The sequence below is a fragment of the uncultured Thiohalocapsa sp. genome (assembly GCF_913062725.1).
In the GTDB taxonomy this organism is placed as follows: Bacteria; Pseudomonadota; Gammaproteobacteria; order Chromatiales; family Chromatiaceae; genus Thiohalocapsa.
Map to the genome: position 1 here is coordinate 51,732 of NZ_CAJXWY010000009.1, position 16,809 is coordinate 68,540.

15 protein-coding genes are annotated in these 16,809 nt (G+C 69.4%); 7 read left to right on the forward strand and 8 right to left on the reverse strand.

The window, feature by feature from the left end; genetic code table 11:
- Positions 1 to 33: 33 nt before the first annotated feature.
- A complete protein-coding gene (locus QZ588_RS03875) occupies positions 34 to 1,392 on the reverse strand; it encodes a sodium:alanine symporter family protein (RefSeq protein ID WP_295540135.1) in 1,359 nt (452 codons plus the stop codon).
- Between the two features lie 970 nt (positions 1,393 to 2,362).
- Between QZ588_RS03875 and QZ588_RS03880 the strand changes: the two genes are divergently transcribed.
- From QZ588_RS03880 to QZ588_RS03905, 6 genes are all read left to right on the forward strand, one after another.
- The gene (locus QZ588_RS03880) at positions 2,363 to 3,199 is read left to right on the forward strand and encodes an energy transducer TonB (protein WP_295540137.1); all 837 of its coding nucleotides are present in this window, start codon (positions 2,363 to 2,365) and stop codon (positions 3,197 to 3,199) included.
- A gap of 129 nt (positions 3,200 to 3,328) precedes the next feature.
- Positions 3,329 to 4,102 (forward strand): DUF3050 domain-containing protein, encoded by a 774-nt coding sequence (locus tag QZ588_RS03885; RefSeq protein WP_295540139.1) that lies wholly within the window; start codon positions 3,329 to 3,331, stop codon positions 4,100 to 4,102.
- A 212-nt stretch (positions 4,103 to 4,314) separates the two neighbouring features.
- Positions 4,315 to 4,617 carry a TusE/DsrC/DsvC family sulfur relay protein gene (locus QZ588_RS03890; RefSeq protein ID WP_295540183.1) on the forward strand — a complete coding sequence of 101 codons (303 nt, stop codon included), beginning with the start codon at positions 4,315 to 4,317 and terminating at the stop codon, positions 4,615 to 4,617.
- Between the two features lie 122 nt (positions 4,618 to 4,739).
- Positions 4,740 to 4,964: a hypothetical protein gene (locus tag QZ588_RS03895; RefSeq protein WP_295540140.1), complete on the forward strand. Its 225-nt coding sequence runs from the start codon at positions 4,740 to 4,742 to the stop codon at positions 4,962 to 4,964.
- The gene (locus QZ588_RS03900) at positions 4,961 to 7,582 is read left to right on the forward strand and encodes an ATP-binding protein (protein ID WP_295540141.1); all 2,622 of its coding nucleotides are present in this window, start codon (positions 4,961 to 4,963) and stop codon (positions 7,580 to 7,582) included. The genes QZ588_RS03895 and QZ588_RS03900 overlap by 4 nt, the downstream gene beginning before the upstream one ends.
- On the forward strand, positions 7,566 to 7,934 hold the full coding sequence (locus tag QZ588_RS03905) for a response regulator (protein ID WP_295540143.1): 369 nt from the start codon (positions 7,566 to 7,568) through the stop codon (positions 7,932 to 7,934). Before QZ588_RS03900 ends, QZ588_RS03905 begins: the two co-directional genes overlap by 17 nt.
- A 105-nt stretch (positions 7,935 to 8,039) precedes the next feature.
- Here the strand turns inward: QZ588_RS03905 and QZ588_RS03910 are convergent, their stop codons facing one another.
- Positions 8,040 to 8,285, reverse strand: a complete 246-nt coding sequence (locus tag QZ588_RS03910; protein WP_295540145.1) for an RND transporter — start codon at positions 8,283 to 8,285, stop codon at positions 8,040 to 8,042.
- 411 nt (positions 8,286 to 8,696) lie between these two features.
- Between QZ588_RS03910 and chrA the strand changes: the two genes are divergently transcribed.
- On the forward strand, positions 8,697 to 9,914 hold the full coding sequence (gene chrA, locus QZ588_RS03915) for a chromate efflux transporter (protein ID WP_295540148.1): 1,218 nt from the start codon (positions 8,697 to 8,699) through the stop codon (positions 9,912 to 9,914).
- Between the two features lie 184 nt (positions 9,915 to 10,098).
- On the opposite strand, the gene arsJ is transcribed toward chrA, so the two are convergent.
- From arsJ to QZ588_RS03945, 6 genes are all read right to left on the reverse strand, one after another.
- A complete protein-coding gene (arsJ, locus tag QZ588_RS03920) occupies positions 10,099 to 11,427 on the reverse strand; it encodes an organoarsenical effux MFS transporter ArsJ (protein ID WP_295540150.1) in 1,329 nt (442 codons plus the stop codon).
- Between the two features lie 3 nt (positions 11,428 to 11,430).
- The gene (locus QZ588_RS03925; protein WP_295540152.1) at positions 11,431 to 12,441 is read right to left on the reverse strand and encodes an ArsJ-associated glyceraldehyde-3-phosphate dehydrogenase; all 1,011 of its coding nucleotides are present in this window, start codon (positions 12,439 to 12,441) and stop codon (positions 11,431 to 11,433) included.
- A gap of 210 nt (positions 12,442 to 12,651) precedes the next feature.
- Positions 12,652 to 13,749: an ACR3 family arsenite efflux transporter gene (arsB, locus tag QZ588_RS03930; RefSeq protein ID WP_295540154.1), complete on the reverse strand. Its 1,098-nt coding sequence runs from the start codon at positions 13,747 to 13,749 to the stop codon at positions 12,652 to 12,654.
- 45 nt (positions 13,750 to 13,794) lie between these two features.
- The gene (gene pstS / locus QZ588_RS03935; protein WP_295540156.1) at positions 13,795 to 14,943 is read right to left on the reverse strand and encodes a phosphate ABC transporter substrate-binding protein PstS; all 1,149 of its coding nucleotides are present in this window, start codon (positions 14,941 to 14,943) and stop codon (positions 13,795 to 13,797) included.
- A gap of 178 nt (positions 14,944 to 15,121) precedes the next feature.
- Positions 15,122 to 15,475 carry a metalloregulator ArsR/SmtB family transcription factor gene (locus QZ588_RS03940; protein ID WP_295540158.1) on the reverse strand — a complete coding sequence of 118 codons (354 nt, stop codon included), beginning with the start codon at positions 15,473 to 15,475 and terminating at the stop codon, positions 15,122 to 15,124.
- Between the two features lie 103 nt (positions 15,476 to 15,578).
- Complete coding sequence (locus QZ588_RS03945) at positions 15,579 to 16,496, reverse strand: hypothetical protein (RefSeq protein WP_295540160.1); 918 nt, start codon at positions 16,494 to 16,496, stop codon at positions 15,579 to 15,581.
- Positions 16,497 to 16,809: the final 313 nt, after the last annotated feature.

The window sequence follows — 16,809 nt, forward strand, 5'->3', positions numbered from 1 at the left end:
ACCGGCGCAGCCGCCGCCGGCGGGCCGTCGGCCCTAGGCCGCTGCCCGCTGCGCCTTCTGCGCCGCGAAGAACTCCTTCGAGATCTTGAACACCACAGGGCTCAGCAACAGCAGCGCGATGAGGTTCGGAATGGCCATCATGGCGTTCAGGGTGTCCGCGACCAGCCAGACGAAGTCCAGATGCACCATTGCACCCAGCGGCAGGGCGGCCACCCACAGCACGCGGAAGGGGATGATGGCGCGCACGCCGAGCAGGTACTCCACGCAGCGCTCGCCGTAGACGCTCCAGCCCAAAATGGTGGTGTAAGCAAACAACGCGAGCCCCAGCGCCACCACATAAGCGCCGGCGCCTGGCAGCTCATCGCCGAAGGCCATGGCGGACAGCGCCGCACCGTTTTCTCCCGACTGCCAGGCACCGGAGATGACGATGACCAGGCCGGTGATGCTGCAGATGATGATGGTATCGATGAAGGTGCCGAGCATGGCGATGGCGCCCTGGCGCACCGGGCTGTCCGTCTCGGCGGCGGCGTGCGCGATGGGCGCACTGCCGAGGCCCGCCTCGTTGGAGAAGATGCCCCGGGCCACACCCATCTGAATCGCCAGCATGACCCCGGCACCGGCGAAACCGCCCACCTGTGCCGTCGGCGTGAAGGCGTCCTGCACAATGGTCATGAAGGCCGCCGGCACCTCGCTGATGTTGAGCCCCAGCACGACGAGACCCGCCAGCAGATACAACATGGCCATGAACGGCACGAGCTTGCCGGCCACCTGGGCGATCCAGCGGATACCGCCAATGAGCACCAGGCCCACCAGCACGGCGAGTCCCACGCCCGTCATCCACACCGGCACGCCGAACTTGGCATCCAGCGCATCCGCCACCGAGTTGGCCTGGACGGTATTGCCGATGCCAAAGCCCGCCAACGCGCCGAAGATGGCGAACAGGGTCGCCAGCCACAGCCAGTGCTTACCGAGCCCGTTGCGGATGTAGTACATGGGCCCACCGACGTGGTTGTTGTTCTCGTCCACTTCGCGATAGCGCACGGCGAGCACGGCTTCGGCGTACTTGGTGGCCATGCCCACCAGGGCCGTGATCCACATCCAGAACAGCGCGCCGGGACCACCGATGGCGATGGCCGTGCCAACGCCGGCGATGTTGCCCGTGCCGATGGTGGCCGACAGCGATGTCGCCAGCGCATTGAACGGCGTAATGTCCCCCTGCCCCTGCCGGGCACGCCCGGTCCAGAGCATGCGGAAGCCGAAGCCCAGCTTGCGCAAAGGCAGCAAGCCGAGTCCAGCGGTGAGGTACAGGCCGGTGCCCAGAATCAGCACCAGCATCGGCGGCCCCCAAACGAGGCCGTTGACGACTCCAATGACTTCGGAAATCTGTTCCACGCCATGCCCCCTGATACAACGATATTCGACTGTCGCAGACGGTCACCGCGGCCCCCGCCTGCGGTCACAGGCCATTGCGCACATGGCGCTCACGGCATCGGCAATCGCTCGCCGATGCCGTACTATACATGCCGGCCCCGCCAAGGCCGCAACGCCGCGGGCCGACGGCGTCTGACGCCGCCGCGGGCCGCATTGGACGGTGTGGACAAGCGGCACCGCTGCCGCGCACCCATGCAAGGCCGGCGCAACGCATCGCCCGCGCACGCCCGCATCCCAGGTCCGGCACAACCGCAAGGGCCGCGGCCACCGGACGCAGGCGATGCGCCGGCCCTGCGGCCATGTCCACTGCAATGCCGGCCCTATCCCTGTAGACTGCAGCACTGAGGACCGCCCACATGCGGGCTGGCGTCACCGCCCGAGCGCGGGCGCGCAGACCACTCCGGCCCCGCACCAACGCCCCCGCCCGCCGCAGCCCAATGGCGCGCGGGCATGCCCCGATCAGTCTAACGTGAATGCCCCCGAGCGCAGCCCCGCCGCCATCGGCGAGCGGGGACGATACAACATGGTCCGCCCAGCGCCCGCCGCGGGCCCGGCTCCGCCGCGGCGGGCGCCGGGCCCGCGGCGGCTGCCATCGCCACCGCGACGCCGGTCACGTCGCCCGGCGCCGGCGCGCGGGGGCGGCGGCGCACAACGCCGGCGCCGGGTCTGGTTGTTGGCCGCACTGCTCTCGTGCCTCGTCCATGCTGGCCTGCTGCTCGCGCTGCAACGACTGCAATGGCCGCCGGCCGGCGCGGCTGCGGCGGGGGCGATGGCCCTGCAGATCATCGGGACCGCAGTCCCAACGGCGACGCCCGGCACGCCGGCGCCGTCGACGACCACGGCGGCAGCCGAGCGGACGGACCGCAGCGACACGGCGGCGGCCGCCCCCGCTGCTGCCCCAACGCCCAGGCCCGCGGATGCGGCGGCGGCGATGCATACCCAAACCGCCGCAGAGACCATCGAGCAACCGCCCGGCGCCCCGGCAGCAGACAAGACGCGCGCCGAGACGCCCGCGAGGGCGGCCACGACGGTGCCGCCGGCGCCATCGGAGACACGGGCACGGCCGGCGGCTGCCGCGGCGGCGGCGTCGAGCGCCGCACGCAGACCTGAGCCGGCGCCGGCGAGTCGCCCATCGAAGATACAGCGGTCTGCCGCGTCACAGCACGACGCCAGCGGGCAGCGCGGCGGCGACAGAGACGCCGGTCCGGAACGCGCAGGGCTCGCGGCATTGGACGCCGAGATCGCCGCCGCAGACGACGATGCCAGCGCGCTGACGGGCCTCGCCGCGCTGGACGCCGAGATCGCCGCCGCCCGCAGCCGTGCGGATGCGCAGCGCGAGGCTGCGGCGACTGCGGCGACGCCAGCACCGCCTCGCCCGCGCGCCGGCGGCGCGGATGCGGTGACACCAACCACAACCGCAGAAGCCCCCGGCGGCGCCAACCGCAGCGCGGCGGCCGCCGGGTCCGCCGCCCGCGGGCTAGCCGAGCGTCGCTATCTCGCGGCCCTGCGCCGGGCACTGGCACGCGAGCGACACTACCCCCCTACGGCGAGGCGCCGCGGCCTCGAGGGTACCGCACGCGTGCAATTCACCATCGCCGCCGACGGCGGCTTCAGCGGCATTCGCGTGAGCCACAGCGCCGGCGCCGCGGGCCTGGACGACGCCGCCGAGCGCACGGTCCGCCGCCTCGCACGCTTCGAGCCCATCCCGGCGGTCATCGGCCGCGAGCAATGGACGGTGCGGGTGCCCATCGTGTTCCGCTTGAACTGAGATCGACGTACCGCGCAAGATGGCTGATGGCATGCCGCCGCGGCATTGGCGGCGGCCGCGCCGCGACCCCATTGTCGGCGCACGGAAGCACCATCCATGGGCCGATCACCACAACACGAGGACAGCAGCATGGCCATTCCGGACCTCGCACCCATCGAAGACCTGCAACGCGCGCTGAATGCGCATCCGGTCTATGCACAGGTCACAGACCTCGCCGACCTGCGGGTGTTCATGTCCCACCACGTCTACGCCGTGTGGGACTTCATGTCGCTGATCAAGTACCTGCAGCGCACCGTCGCCCCCACCACCACGCCCTGGATGCCGCCGGCGGATCCGACTGTGGCCTACTTCATCAACCAACTGGTGCTGGAAGAGGAATCCGATGCCCGTGCGGGCGCGGCGGGCACGGAGTACAGCAGCCATTTCCAACTCTACCTGCGGGCCATGGCGGAAGTGGGCGCCGATGCCGACGCACCGCAGCGCTTCCTCGAGCGCGTCGGACGCGACGGCCTCGACGCCGCCCTGTACGCCGATACCACACCGATGCCGGCGCGCTACTTCACCGAAACCACATTCTGCTTCATTCGCGAGGACAAGCCGCACGCCGCCGCCGCCGCACTGGCCGTAGGCCGCGAGCGCATCATTCCCGACATGTTCCGTCGTTTGCTCGCCGACGCCGGCGTCGGTGCCGACGACGCGCCCATCTTCCACTACTATTTGAGCCGCCATGTCCATTTGGACGAGGATTTCCACGGGCCGCTGTCTTTACGGCTGCTGGAACACCTCTGCGGCGATGACGACAAGCGCCTGGAAGAAGCCGCCGCCGCCGCCGAAGAGGCGGTCTGCGCGCGTATCCGCTTGTGGGACGGCGTGCTCGAGGCGGTGCGCGCCGCGCGCGGCTGAGACCAGCCAGACACCGGCGCCCCACGACGCGCTCGCGTGACCACCTCGGGCGTGGCGTCATGCAGCCGGGCCAGACAGCCCGACCACCGCCACTGCGGCCGGGTCATTACCTCACTTGAGCAAGGGTAGAATCCGTCCACCGCAACCCTAATCACCGCGGGGCAATGCGGCGCTGCCGCCGCCGCGCATGCAAACCATAGCCGTAAAGAGGTATTGCCATGGCAGTCAGCGTAGCCGTCGACGGCGAGGGCTTCCTCGTCAACCGCGACGACTGGAACGAAGATCTGGCCCGGGAGCTCGCCGCAGCGGACGAGTTCGAGATGAACGATCAGGTGATGAACTTCATCCGCGAAGCCCGCGCCATGTACGACAACGACGGCGTGGTGCCACCCATCCGCATCTTCGCCAAAAAGCAGGGCGTGAGCACCAAGGAGCTGTACGGTATCTTCAAAAAGGGGCCGATGAAGCTTATCTGTAAATGGGGGGGCCTGCCCAAACCCACCGGCTGTGTGTGAGCCCACGACGGCACCCGCTACGTTCTCCGGCTTCGGGGCGGCACGCCACCCATCGGACCCGGGCGCACCGTTGCCCGGGTCGACTACCGTAACAAGACGATCAATCGACGAGGAACCGACCAATGGCAACGGTCTTGAAAACCAAGGGTGATCCACTGTGGAAGCGTACCGCTGATCCCGGCTACCGGGTCGGCTGGCGTAGCAAGGCGAAGTTCGAGAAGGGGCATCTCGAGGGCGAAATGACCTACGGCGAGGCCGAAGCCAAGGCCCACGAGCTCGCCGCCCAGGAGCCGGACAAGACCTTCTACCCCGAGCTCATCATCACCGAGGAAGCGGGCGAGCATTGAGCCCCCGCGTCCGGCCAAGGAGGGCCGTCGGCGGCCCCGCGCTGCAGTGGCGCCGGCCGCGGCCAGCCGACACCGGCACCCTGCTCACCGTCATTGCCCTGACTCCAGCCGGCGTCGCCGCAGCAACCCCTGAGACCACAACGGCGCATGGCCTGGCCCTGACAGCCGCCGCGTTGGCGGGGCTCGGCTGCTGGCAGGGGCTGCGCTTACGCCGGCGCTGGCAGGATCTGCGGGCACGGCTGCAGCGCGCCGAGCAGCGCCTGCAACGTGGCGAGCAGCAATGGCGGGACATCTTCGAGGCGGACCCGGATGCCATCGTGCTGTGCAACGCAGCCGGGCGCATCGTGGTGTTGAACCGCACCGCCGAGCAGCTGCTGGGCTACAGCCGTTTCGAGCTGGCACGCAAGCCCGTGGAGGTCCTGGTGCCGGCGGCGCTGCGCGACGCACATGCGGCCCATCGCAAACACTTCGCAGATGCCCCCCAGGCGCGGCGGATGGGCGCAGGCCGGGAGCTGACGGCGCTGGCGAAGTCCGGGGAAGTGCTCCCGGTGGAGATCCGCCTGGCGCGGGTCACGCGTAAAGACCGCCCGCATGTGGTGGCGACGATCCGCGACCTGCGTGCCCGCCGTCAGGCCGAGCAGGCGTTGCACGCCCGCACCCAGGAGCTACAGCGCGCACGCGATCAGGCGCAAGCGGCGAGCCGGGCCAAGTCCGCCTTCCTGGCCAACATGAGCCATGAGCTGCGCACGCCCATCAACGCCATCATCGGCATGACGCACCTGGCCCTCGGCGCCGCGCCGCAGGCGCCGATGCGGGAGTATGTGCGCGGCGCACACCAGTCCGCCAACGAGCTGCTGGCGATCATCAATAACATCCTCGATCTCTCGCGTCTGGAGGCCGGTCACCTCACCTTGCGGGCCGAGCCCTTCCGGCTGGAAGAGATGCTGGAGACCCTGGACAATAAGCTCAGGCCCAAAGCCGAGGACAAGGGCCTGACGCTGCACCTCGATGCGCCACCGCCGCTGCCCGCGGCGCTCATCGGCGATCCGCAGCGGCTCTCACAGATCCTGCTCAACCTGATCAGCAACGCGCTTAAGTTCACCGAGCAGGGCGGGGTGCTGGTGCGCATCCGCGCGGCCGCGCAGGGCAGCGGCGCGATCGCACTGCAGTGCTCAGTGAGCGATACGGGCATTGGCCTCGGCGAGCACGCAAGCGACGAGCTCTTCAAGCCGTTCCATCAAGTCGACGACTCCACCACCCGGCGCTTCGGTGGCACCGGGCTTGGACTCGCCATCTGCAAGCGCCTGACGGCGTTGATGGGCGGCCATATTCGGGTCGAGAGCGAGGCCGGTGTCGGCAGCACCTTCCACTGCGACATGCGCCTCGCACTGCAGCACCCGGCACCACCTGCGCTCCCTGACCCGCTCCGCGGCGAGGGTGTGGCATTGGTGGACGATGACGCCACCACCGTCTACGGCGCGGCGCGGCGTGAGATCACGCGCCAGGCACCGCCCGATGCATCCCCGCACGCCGTCGATCTGCGCGGTACGCGGCGCCATGGCCAAGGGTTGCCCGAGCAGGATTCTGCGGGTGGGAGTGCCCCAGGGGGGCGACGCCGTGTGCCGGCGACGCCGCTTGGCGCTGACATGGGCGCCGACATGGGCGTCGAAACGGGCGCCGCGGCGCTGGAGCCCGGCCCCGAACCGGCACAGGCCGGGCGCCCGACGCCGGCATCGGCGGCACCGCACCCCACGCCCCAGCGACGGGCCATGCTACAGCAGCTCTGTGACGAGTATCAGGATTTTGGCAATGCCTTCGCGCGCGCTGGCGACAGCGGCCAGTCGGACGCGCCGCTGCGGCTCGCCCACACCCTGAAGGGCGTCGCCGGCAATCTCGGCCTGGTGGCGCTCGCCGCGCGCGCCGGCGAGCTGGCGGCCGCCTGTCGCCGGCACGCGCCGGCGGCGGCACTGCGGCCGCTGGTGGCAGGCGTCGAGCTACAGCTGGCGCGCTTGGCGGCCTCACTCGAAGCCGCCCCGGCGCCGCCCGCCCCCGGGCCCGAGTCCGATGCTGAGCTGCCGGCGCTGGATGTGGCCACGGCGAGCCACTGTCGAGCACTGGCGACGCGTTTACAAGATCTGCTCGACGGCGGCGATGCCGAGGCGCTGGCGGTGGCCGCAGCGCTCGCCGAGATCCTGGGAGAGGACAGCGCCCTCGGCCGGCGCATCGCAGACCTGCGCCGCCGGGTGGAGGCCTTCGACTTCGCCCCCGCCGCCGGGCAGCTGCGCGCGCTTACGGACGCCATCGACCGGCTCGCCAGCGCAGACGACGCCGGGGGCGGCACTGCCGCCGATGCCGCGCCCGCGGATGCGGCCGCACTCATCGAACGTCTGCACACCTTGCTGCAAGCCGACGATACCCGCGCCGCCGACGCCGCGGCAGACCTCGCCGCGGCCGTCGCCGGCCATCCCGTAGCCGCCGAAATAGTCGCGCGCGTGCGTCGAGGGATCAGCGAGTTCGACTACACTGCGGCACGCAAAGCACTTGCAACGCTCAGCTTAGAACGGGCACGGGAGGCCGTCGTTGACCGGGGAACAACCAACCGTGCTGATCGCCGATGACAGCATCACCAATCTGCACGTCCTGAACAACATCCTGCGCTCGCACTATCGGGTCAAGGCCACCCGCAGCGGCGAGCGTGCCGTGGAAATCGCCGCGCGCGACCATCCGGATGCGGTGCTCCTGGACATCCACATGCCGGATCTGGACGGCACGGATGTGTGCCGACGCATCAAGGCCGAGCCTGGGCTCGCGCAGGTGCCGGTGATCTTCGTCACCGGCAGTGCGGATGATGCATCCCGCGCATTGTGTGCAGCGGCCGGCGGCGCCGATATCCTCTTCAAGCCGGTGGACCCGCAAACGCTCCTGGACACCGTTGCAACGCAGATTCGCGGCGCGGGCGGGGCGGGCTAGGCACGCGTTGGGCGCCGACAGCGGCCACCCGCAAAACGCGCAGTGGGCCATGAAGCGCTCAGCATCCTGGCACTGTGAAGACAATCGACGGCGCCCATCGCGGCGCTATGGCGCCGGCGACAGGCGCAGCAGCACCAGGCGCACCAGCTTGGCCAACAGCAGCAGCCATGGCGCGCCGTGCAACAGCAGATCGAAGATGTCGATGGGCCGCACCAGCGCGCCGGCGGCCAGCATTTTCAGCTTTTCCCAGACGTGAGGCTCCGGCACGAACGGGGCGAGCCCCAACGTCAGGGCGATGAGGATCAGTAGCCCCAGGGGCAAACGGTCTAGCCAGGCGGGCATGGCAGGCATTCCTGTGGGTGGGTATGGCAGCCGTGGCCGCCTAAAGTGCCGGGGCAGCGGCTCCCGGGGCAGCGCTCGGATGCCGGCGCCATGTGGACACGATGGTCCGGGCCAGCACCGGTGCTTGTCAACGGCGGCCGGCGCAGCGCCACTGTGCCTGCGGTCGCCACCGACCGGGCGCACCTTGCGGACCTGCGCTGGATGCGGCCCGCAGCAGCTGCGCGCCATGCCTGCGGCTGACCCAAGAGGCCGACGAGCGCCGGGAGCCGCAAAATTGGCATGGATTGCGGGATCGACGGCGTCAGGATGCTGACACGTTCACCATCTACACTCAACCATCGCGTTCCCTGACCACGGTACCCGGGCCCTGCCCTCAAGGTGCCCGTCGCCATCCATCCAGGCAGCATCGACGCGGAGCCCATGGCCACAGACCAGACTAATCAAGGGCGGGTGGCCGGCGGCGCCGGCGAGGTCTTCCACGCCTTTCTCAAGCTCGGGCTGACCTCATTCGGCGGCCCCGTCGCCCACCTCGGTTATTTTCGCGACGAGCTGGTGCTGCGCCGGCGCTGGCTGAGCGACGCAGCCTATGCCGATCTGATCGCACTGTGTCAGTTCCTCCCGGGACCGGCGAGCAGTCAGGTCGGCTTCGCGCTGGGATACCTGCGCGCCGGCCTGGCCGGCGCCTTGCTGGCCTGGGCGGCGTTCACCCTGCCGTCGGCGGCGCTGCTGCTGGCCTTTGCGCTCGGCGCCGACGCCTTCGGCGGGCCCATGGGACAGGACCTCATCCACGGACTCAAGCTGACGGCGGTGGCCATCGTCGCCCAGGCGGTCTGGGGCATGGCCCGCGCGCTGGCGCCCGACCGAACGCGGGCGACCATCGCACTGGCCGCCGTGATGATCCTGGCCCTGATGCCGACGGCGCTCGGACAGCTCGCGGCGATCGGCGCCGGCGCGGTCGCCGGGACGCTTTGGTGTCGCCGAGTGGATCAGCGCGCCGGCGACCACCTGCCCGTGCCCATCTCCCGCCGTGCCGGGCTGCTGCTGCTCGTGCTGTTCCTTGCGCTCCTGCTGGGGCTGCCCGCACTCGTCGCCGCGTGGGAGGTGCCGGGGCTCGCGCTGTTCGAGGTCTTTTTCCAAGCCGGGGCGCTGGTGTTCGGCGGCGGACATGTGGTGCTACCGCTGCTCGAGACGCGCCTGGTCGAGCCCGGCTGGGTCAGCGCCGATGCCTTTCTCGCCGGCTACGGCGCGGCGCAGGCGGTGCCCGGGCCGCTGTTCACCGTCGCCGCCTACCTCGGCGCAATGGTCGCGCCGGGTCCCGACGGGATCATCGGTGCGGCGATCGCGCTGCTCGGCATCTTCGTGCCGGGCATGCTGTTGTTGCTGGGTGTGCTGCCGTTCTGGGACAGGCTACGCCACGCCGACGCCGCCCGCGCCGCCATGGCCGGCACCAGCGCCGCCGTGGTGGGTATCCTGGGCGCGGCCCTCTATCACCCGGTGTGGACCAGCGCCGTGGCATCGATGGCGGACTTTGCCATCGCCTTGGCAGCATTCATCCTGCTGACGGTCTGGCGGGCGCCGCCCTGGCTGGTGGTCGCCGTGACGGTGCTCGCCGCGCTGGCGCTGGGCCGCGCCGCCTGATACGCCCATCGCAGCCTGGTGGATCGCGTCGTCGCGACGCCCGAGCCGATACCGTGGCTGCAACCCGCGCGCGCTCGCACGCAGTACCCAAGGTGCTCGATGCTCAGCGCGATCCCTGCGCTCCCGATCGCCTGTGTGCATATCCGGCTGAGTGCACCCGCGGGCTTGTGCGCCTGCTCGGCCGTCACGGCACGACCGGGCGCGCAACCGGCGGCGGCGCCGACACCGCGGGCAGGCGCAGCGAAAAGACCAGGGCCGCCGCCACGAAGCCCGCCGACCACCACAAACAGCCGGTGAGCCCCTGGGTCTGATAGATGAGACCGGAGAGCACCGTGCCGGCGAGGCGCCCGCCGGCGTTGGCCATGTAGTAGAAGCCGACGTTCATGGACACCTTCTGGAAGTCCGAGTAGGCCAGGATCAGGTAGGAATGCACGGCGGAGTTGATGGCGAAGACGACGCCGAACAGCACCAGACCGCCGATGAGCACGGCCGCCTGCACCTGCGCCGGGGTGGCGGCGGCCAGCCAACCAAAGTCCAGCCCCGGGGCGAGCGTCGTCAGCCCCCCCGCCAGCCTCGGCGCCAGCGCCGCGCCATGCGTCAGACCGAGCGCGATGCCCGCCGGGATCAACGCCAGCACCAGCGCCCAGGCGCGCGCCGTGCCGCCGCCCGGTCCCGCCCCGGCCCGGTGCCGGCCACCGCGCAGTAAGCCGGGCGCCGCCGCCTGCACGAAGCCATAGCCGATCACCCAAAGCGCCAGGAAAGCGCCCACCTCGGTGTAGGACCAGCCGAGGACGTCGTACAGGAACACCGGCAGCGCGACGACGAACCAGACATCACGGGCCCCGAACAGGAAGAACCGCGCCGCCGAGAGCCAATTCACCGCCGGCGTGTTGGAGAAGACCTGCGTGAACTTGGCCTTCTCCTTGAGCTTGCCGACGCCGGCGGGCAGCAGCAAGGCGGTGATGATCAGCACCACCAACAGCACGCCCGCCAGCACGAAGAGCGCGCCGCGGAAGCCGATCCACTGCAACAAGGCCGCACCGACGAAGAAGCCCGCGCCCTTGAGCGCGTTCTTGGAGCCGGTCAGCACCGCCACGTATTTGAACAGCGTCGACTCGCCGCCCGCACCCTCACCGGTCAGCGTCTTCACCGTCGCCTTGGCGGACATCTTGTTCAAATCCTTGGCGATGCCGGACAGGGCCTGGGCGGCCATGACGTAGACCACCGACAGCCAGGGGTCGGGCACCGTCAGCATCGAGAGCGCCGCCACCTGCAGCGCCATGCCGATGTGCATGGTGAGATTGAGCCCGATGCGCGCCCCGAGCCAGCCACCCACCAGATTGGTGATGATGCCGAAGACCTCGTAGAAGAGGAACAGCATGGCCACCTCGAACGGCGAATAGCCGAGCTGGTGGAAGTACAGCACCACCAGCATGCGGATGGCGCCGTCGGTGATGGTGAAGGCCCAGTAGCCCGCAGTGACGGTCAGATAGTTGCGGGTGGCGGCGCGCATGGCTCAGAGGCTCCCGGCGAGCATCCGCGCGATATCGACCATACGATTCACGTAGCCCCATTCGTTGTCGTACCAGGCGTAGATCTTCACCTGGGTCTCGTCGATGACCATGGTGGAGAGGGCGTCGACGATGGACGAGCGGGGATCGTTCAGGTAGTCCACCGACACCAGCGGGCGCTCCTCATAGCCGAGGATGCCGGCGAGCTCGCCCTCGGCGGCGGCCCTGAACAGCGCATTGATCGCTTCGGCGGTGACCGGCCGCGCGGCCTCGAAGACGAAGTCCGTCAGCGAGGCGTTCAGCAGCGGCACGCGCACGGCATGCCCGTTGAGCTTGCCGGTCAGCGCCGGGAAGATCTTGGTGATGGCCTTGGCCGAGCCGGTGGTGGTGGGGATCAGGGACTGGCCGCAGGCGCGGGCGCGGCGCAGGTCCTTGTGGCCCAGGTCCACGATGCGCTGGGTGTTGGTGATGTCATGGATGGTGGTCATGCAGCCGTGCACGATGCCCACCTGCTCGTGCATCACCTTCACCACCGGTGCGAGACAATTGGTGGTGCAGGACGCCGCGGTCACCAGGTGATGCTCGGCCGGGTCGTAGCGGTGGTGATTGACGCCGTAGACGATGTCCAGCGCGCCCTTGGTGGGCGCCGCCACCAGCACCTTCTTCACGCCCTGCTCGAAATAGCCCTGCAACAGCTCCGGCTGCTTGTGATGCTTGCCGGTGGCCTCGATGACGATGTCGCAGCCGGACCAGTCCACATCGGCGATGGCCTTGTGGCTGCTGTAGCCGATGCGCTCACCGTCGACCACGATGGCGTCGCCGTCTGCGGCGCAGGCGCGGTCGAACCGGCCATGCACCGAGTCGAATGCCAGCAGATGCGCCGCACCCGCCGCATCGCAGGCGATCTCGTTGATGTGCACGAAGGCCAGCGCAGGCCCGTCGTCGCGGTCCCAGGCGGCCCGCAGCGCAAGCCTGCCCATGCGGCCGAAGCCATTAATGCCGATACGGATGGTCATTCGAAGTACTCCTGTTGGCTGTGCCGGCCGTCGCGCGCGGCCCGATCATCGATATGCGCTGGCAGGCTCGAGGCATTAAGCCGCACAGGCCGCGCCCATGCGATGAGCCGGGTGCCTGCCGTGTTGGTCTCGCGCACGAGTCAGCGCCACCGAGAGGCCGCTGCGTGCAGCGCATCGGCGGCGATGGGTGGCGATGCCGCTGCGGCCGATCTATCCGCCGCCTCGAACCGCATGCGATGGCCCGCCTTCGTACCAGCCCCGGCTCCGGTTCACGATGGCCACCACCGACAGCATCACCGGCACCTCCACCAGCACGCCCACCACGGTGGCGAGCGCCGCCCCGGAGTGGAACCCGAACAGGCTGATGGCGGTGGCGACGGCCAGCTCGAAGAAGTTGCTGGCGCCGATGAGGGCAGAGGGTCCGGCGACACAATGCGCCTCGCCGACCCGGCGGTTCAGCCAATAGGCGAGCCCGGAATTGAAATAGACCTGGATCAGAATCGGCACCGCCAGCATGGCGATGATCAGCGGCTGGCGCAGGATCTGCTCGCCCTGGAAGCCAAACAGCAGCACCAGTGTCGCCAGCAGCGCCACCAGCGAGGCCGGCTGCAGCCGCGCCAGTACCCGTGCCAAGGCTGCCTCGCCGCCGCCCGCCAGCAGCCGGCGGCGCCACCACTGCGCCAGCACCACCGGGATCACGATGTAGAGCAGCACCGACAGCAGCAGCGTATCCCAGGGCACGGTGATGGCCGAGAGCCCCAACAGCAGCCCGACGATGGGCGCGAAAGCGAACACCATGATGGTGTCGTTGAGCGCCACCTGGATCAGCGTGAAGTGCGGCTCACCGTCGGAGAGGTTGCTCCAGACGAAGACCATGGCCGTGCAGGGCGCCGCCGCCAGCAGGATCAGCCCGGCGACGTAAGAGTCGAGCTGGTCCGCGGGCAGATAGGGCGCGAAGACGACGCGGATGAAGACCCAGGCGAGGAGCGCCATGGAAAACGGCTTTACGGCCCAGTTGACGAACAGGGTCACACCGACGCCGCGCCAACGGGCGCGCACCTGCCCGAGCGCCGCAAAGTCGATCTTGAGCAGCATGGGCACGATCATCAGCCAGATCAGCAGCGCCACCGGCAGGTTGACCCGGGCGATTTCCAGCGCCCCGACGCCCTGGAAGAACCCGGGCAGGAAGTGCCCCAGGGTGATGCCGCCGACGATGCAAAGCGCCACCCACAGCGTGAGCCAGCGCTCGAAGAGCCCCAGCTCCGCCCCCGCGGCCTGCTTGGCCGTCACCTCGCACTGTGCGCTCATGTCGCTTCACCCTCCAATCATGGCCTGCCCCTGCTGCATCCGGCACTAAGGCCGGAGCGCGTCCAGCTCGGCGAGCGCCGCCTGCGCCAGGTTCTCGGGCAGCGGTACATAGTACAAAGATGCGGCATCCGCCTGGCCGTCGGTGAGGATCCACCGCAGCAGTTGGTGCACAGCGGCGGTCTTCTCCGGCGAGCCATAGTCGCCGCGCACCAGGGCCCAGGTGTAGGTGACGATGGGGTAGGAGCGCGCACCCCGGGGGTCCGGGATGGTGCGGGTCAGGTCGTCCGGGGGCGTGTCGGCACCGTCCGCGAGCCCACGGCGCCCCGTCTCCACGTTCGGCTGCGTCAGGCCGCCGGTGCGGTTCTCCAGCCAGGCCAGCGACAGCCCCAAGCGCTCGGCGAAGCCGGCCTCCACGTAGCCGATGGCGTTTTCGGTGATCTTGATGCGCTGCGCCACGCCCGCGTTGCCGTTGGCCTCCATGGCACCGCCGGGCCAGTCGATCTTCTTGCCCACGCCGGGGTCGTCGGCCCAAGCAGCGCTTACGGCGGCCAAGTGGTTGGTGAAGGCGAAGGTGGTGCCGCTGGCGTCGTGCCGGCCAACCACCTGGATCACCTTGGCCGGCAGCTCGATCCCCGGGTTGGCTGCGGCGATGCGTGGGTCATCCCAGCGGTAGACCTCGCCGAGAAAGATATCGGGGTAGACGTCCCGGGGCAGGTTGATGGGGCCGTCGACGCCGGGCAGATTGTAGGCGATGGCAATCATGCCGCCGGTGATCGGCAGTTGCACGAACGCCTCGTCCGCTTGCGCAATGTCATCCGCATCCAGCGGTGCATCCGTGGCGCCGAGATCCACGCTGCCCGCAAGAAATCGCTCAATGCCGGCGCCACTGCCGACAGAAGCGTAGCCCAAGGCCAATTGGGGATACTCCGAGCCGTATTGCGCCAGCCAGTACTCGACGATGGGCGCGGCGAAAGACGAGCCGGCCCCCTGGATGGCGAGCTTTGTACCATCGCCGCTTGGCAGTGTGGACACGGCCTGGTCGTCACCGCCGTCGCAGCCACCGAGTCCCAAGGCTGCGCCCAGGACCATCAGCAACGCTGGCAGCAATGGGCCGCGCTCGCCGGGGCATGCGGTTTCGCGGGCTCGCCTGTAGGACCACATACCCCGCCGTGTTGCGACATCGACCGATGTCATGGCTGATCTCCTGTCCAGTGTGTGTTGCGGAAGTGGGCCGGGCGGCGGCGTACGGCGCGGGCATCGAAGTGCGCCGGGGCACGCTCACCTCATACGCCGGACAGTATATACGGCAGATCGCATGTTTGAAGTTATGGTTTCGTGACCGCGGGCTCACCCGCGCTCGCTGTGGGCATCATCAGGAGCAGCGAACGCTATCCGGTCTGTCCGCCATGGCGGCCAGGGCGCGGGCGTCATCGATGAAGGGCGATTGATGGGCGACGCCTGCGCAGGTCTCCTGCAGCATCCGCGTCACCCAGCCGGGCAGCGCCGGGTGAAGCCGGTAGAACACCCAGGTGCCGGCGCGCCGATCCACCACCAGCCCGGTTTCGCGCAGGAGTGCCAGATGGCGGGAGATGTGTGGCTGGCTGGCGCCCAAGGCATGGGTCAGCTCGCAGACGCAGAGCTCGCCGTGCTGTTGCAGCAGCACCAATGCGCGCAAGCGGGTGTCGTGGGCGAGGGTGGCGAAGACCGCCTGGGCTTCGGGCTGCATGGGTCGCGCTGTCGGCGATCGAGTCGGCGTCATGCGTCTGCTGACGAATGCCCGCAAGCACAGTGGCGAGGCGTGGACTGTAACCGCTGCGGGGACGGCGGCATCAGAAACGCAAATCGAAGGTGGCGCCGGCGAAGGGCGCATCCTCCACATCCGTGCGCTGCAGCAGGTCACCGTGGGCGTCTTCCAAGCGCAGGGAGCCGTTCAGCTCCATACCGATGACGCCGCGCAGTCGTCCGATCCGACCGAGCTTGCGGCTGACGGCCAGGTAGATGGGCGTGGATGTGGCCTGCCCGACACCGCCGGCGGCAACGCCCTGGTCGTCGAGGCGGAAGCGGTCCTTTTCGTAGCGCCCGCCAAGACTCACGGACCATTGATCATTGGCGACCCAGTCGAAGGTGAGACCCGGCCCGCGGGAGGCGCCGAAACCGCGGCCCGTGCGCAGGCTCAGGCGGTCGGTCAGGCGCCAGTCCACGGCGAGGATGGGGAAGAAGTCGGTGTCGTCCTCGAGCTCCGAGAAGACGCCGACGCCGGGACCGATGCTGAGGCGGTCGCTGAGCTTATAGCTTGCGGCGGTGATCAGGCCGGCGATCTGCCCATCGCCGAGGGAGGCACCGGCCTCGGCGTCCCAGCGCAGGGTTGGGATGGCGAACAGGTCCCAGCGGTCCGTCGGCTGCCAGAGTACGGAGGCGCTGACGCGTGCGTCTCGCACGTCGCCCCAGGGCCGTAACCCACTGAAGCCACCGTCGCCGGAGAATCGGTAACGCTGCTCGCCGAGCCCGGCGGCGAGCCCGAGCCGTAGGTTATCAGTGACCGCTCGCCGCCCGCTCAGGCGCACGGACCAGGCGTCGACACCGACGTCACCGCCGCTATCGAGCCCCGCATCAGCGCCAAACGCCGCGCCCGCCTCCAGCGCCAGTCCCAAGCCGATGTCTGGTGGCTGGGCGTCGCTGCAGGTGGTGGCGGTGGTGAACAACACCGCGCAGAGCAGTGAGAGAGGCAGAGAACGCGCACGCATCATGAACAGACCGACCGAACGGGGCGTAGCTTACGGCGATGACATACGGGGATGCGCCGGAGGCGCTGTCCCGCGTCCGACCGCAGGAATACAACAACTGTGGCAATTATGGACCAAAAAGGCCGCACGTGGTTGCAACGATACCCGTCGCCTTTGGGATTGTGATTCGCGTAAGGTGGGGGGACGGGCCACGCGATACCCGGGCAGACGCGGCGGCCGGCGGGCGCATGACCCGCCACAGGTGTTCAGTGCGCTGCCGTTGACGGCTGACAGCCCCCCACAGCCCGGCCTGTGGCAGCATGGCAGCGTCGATCAG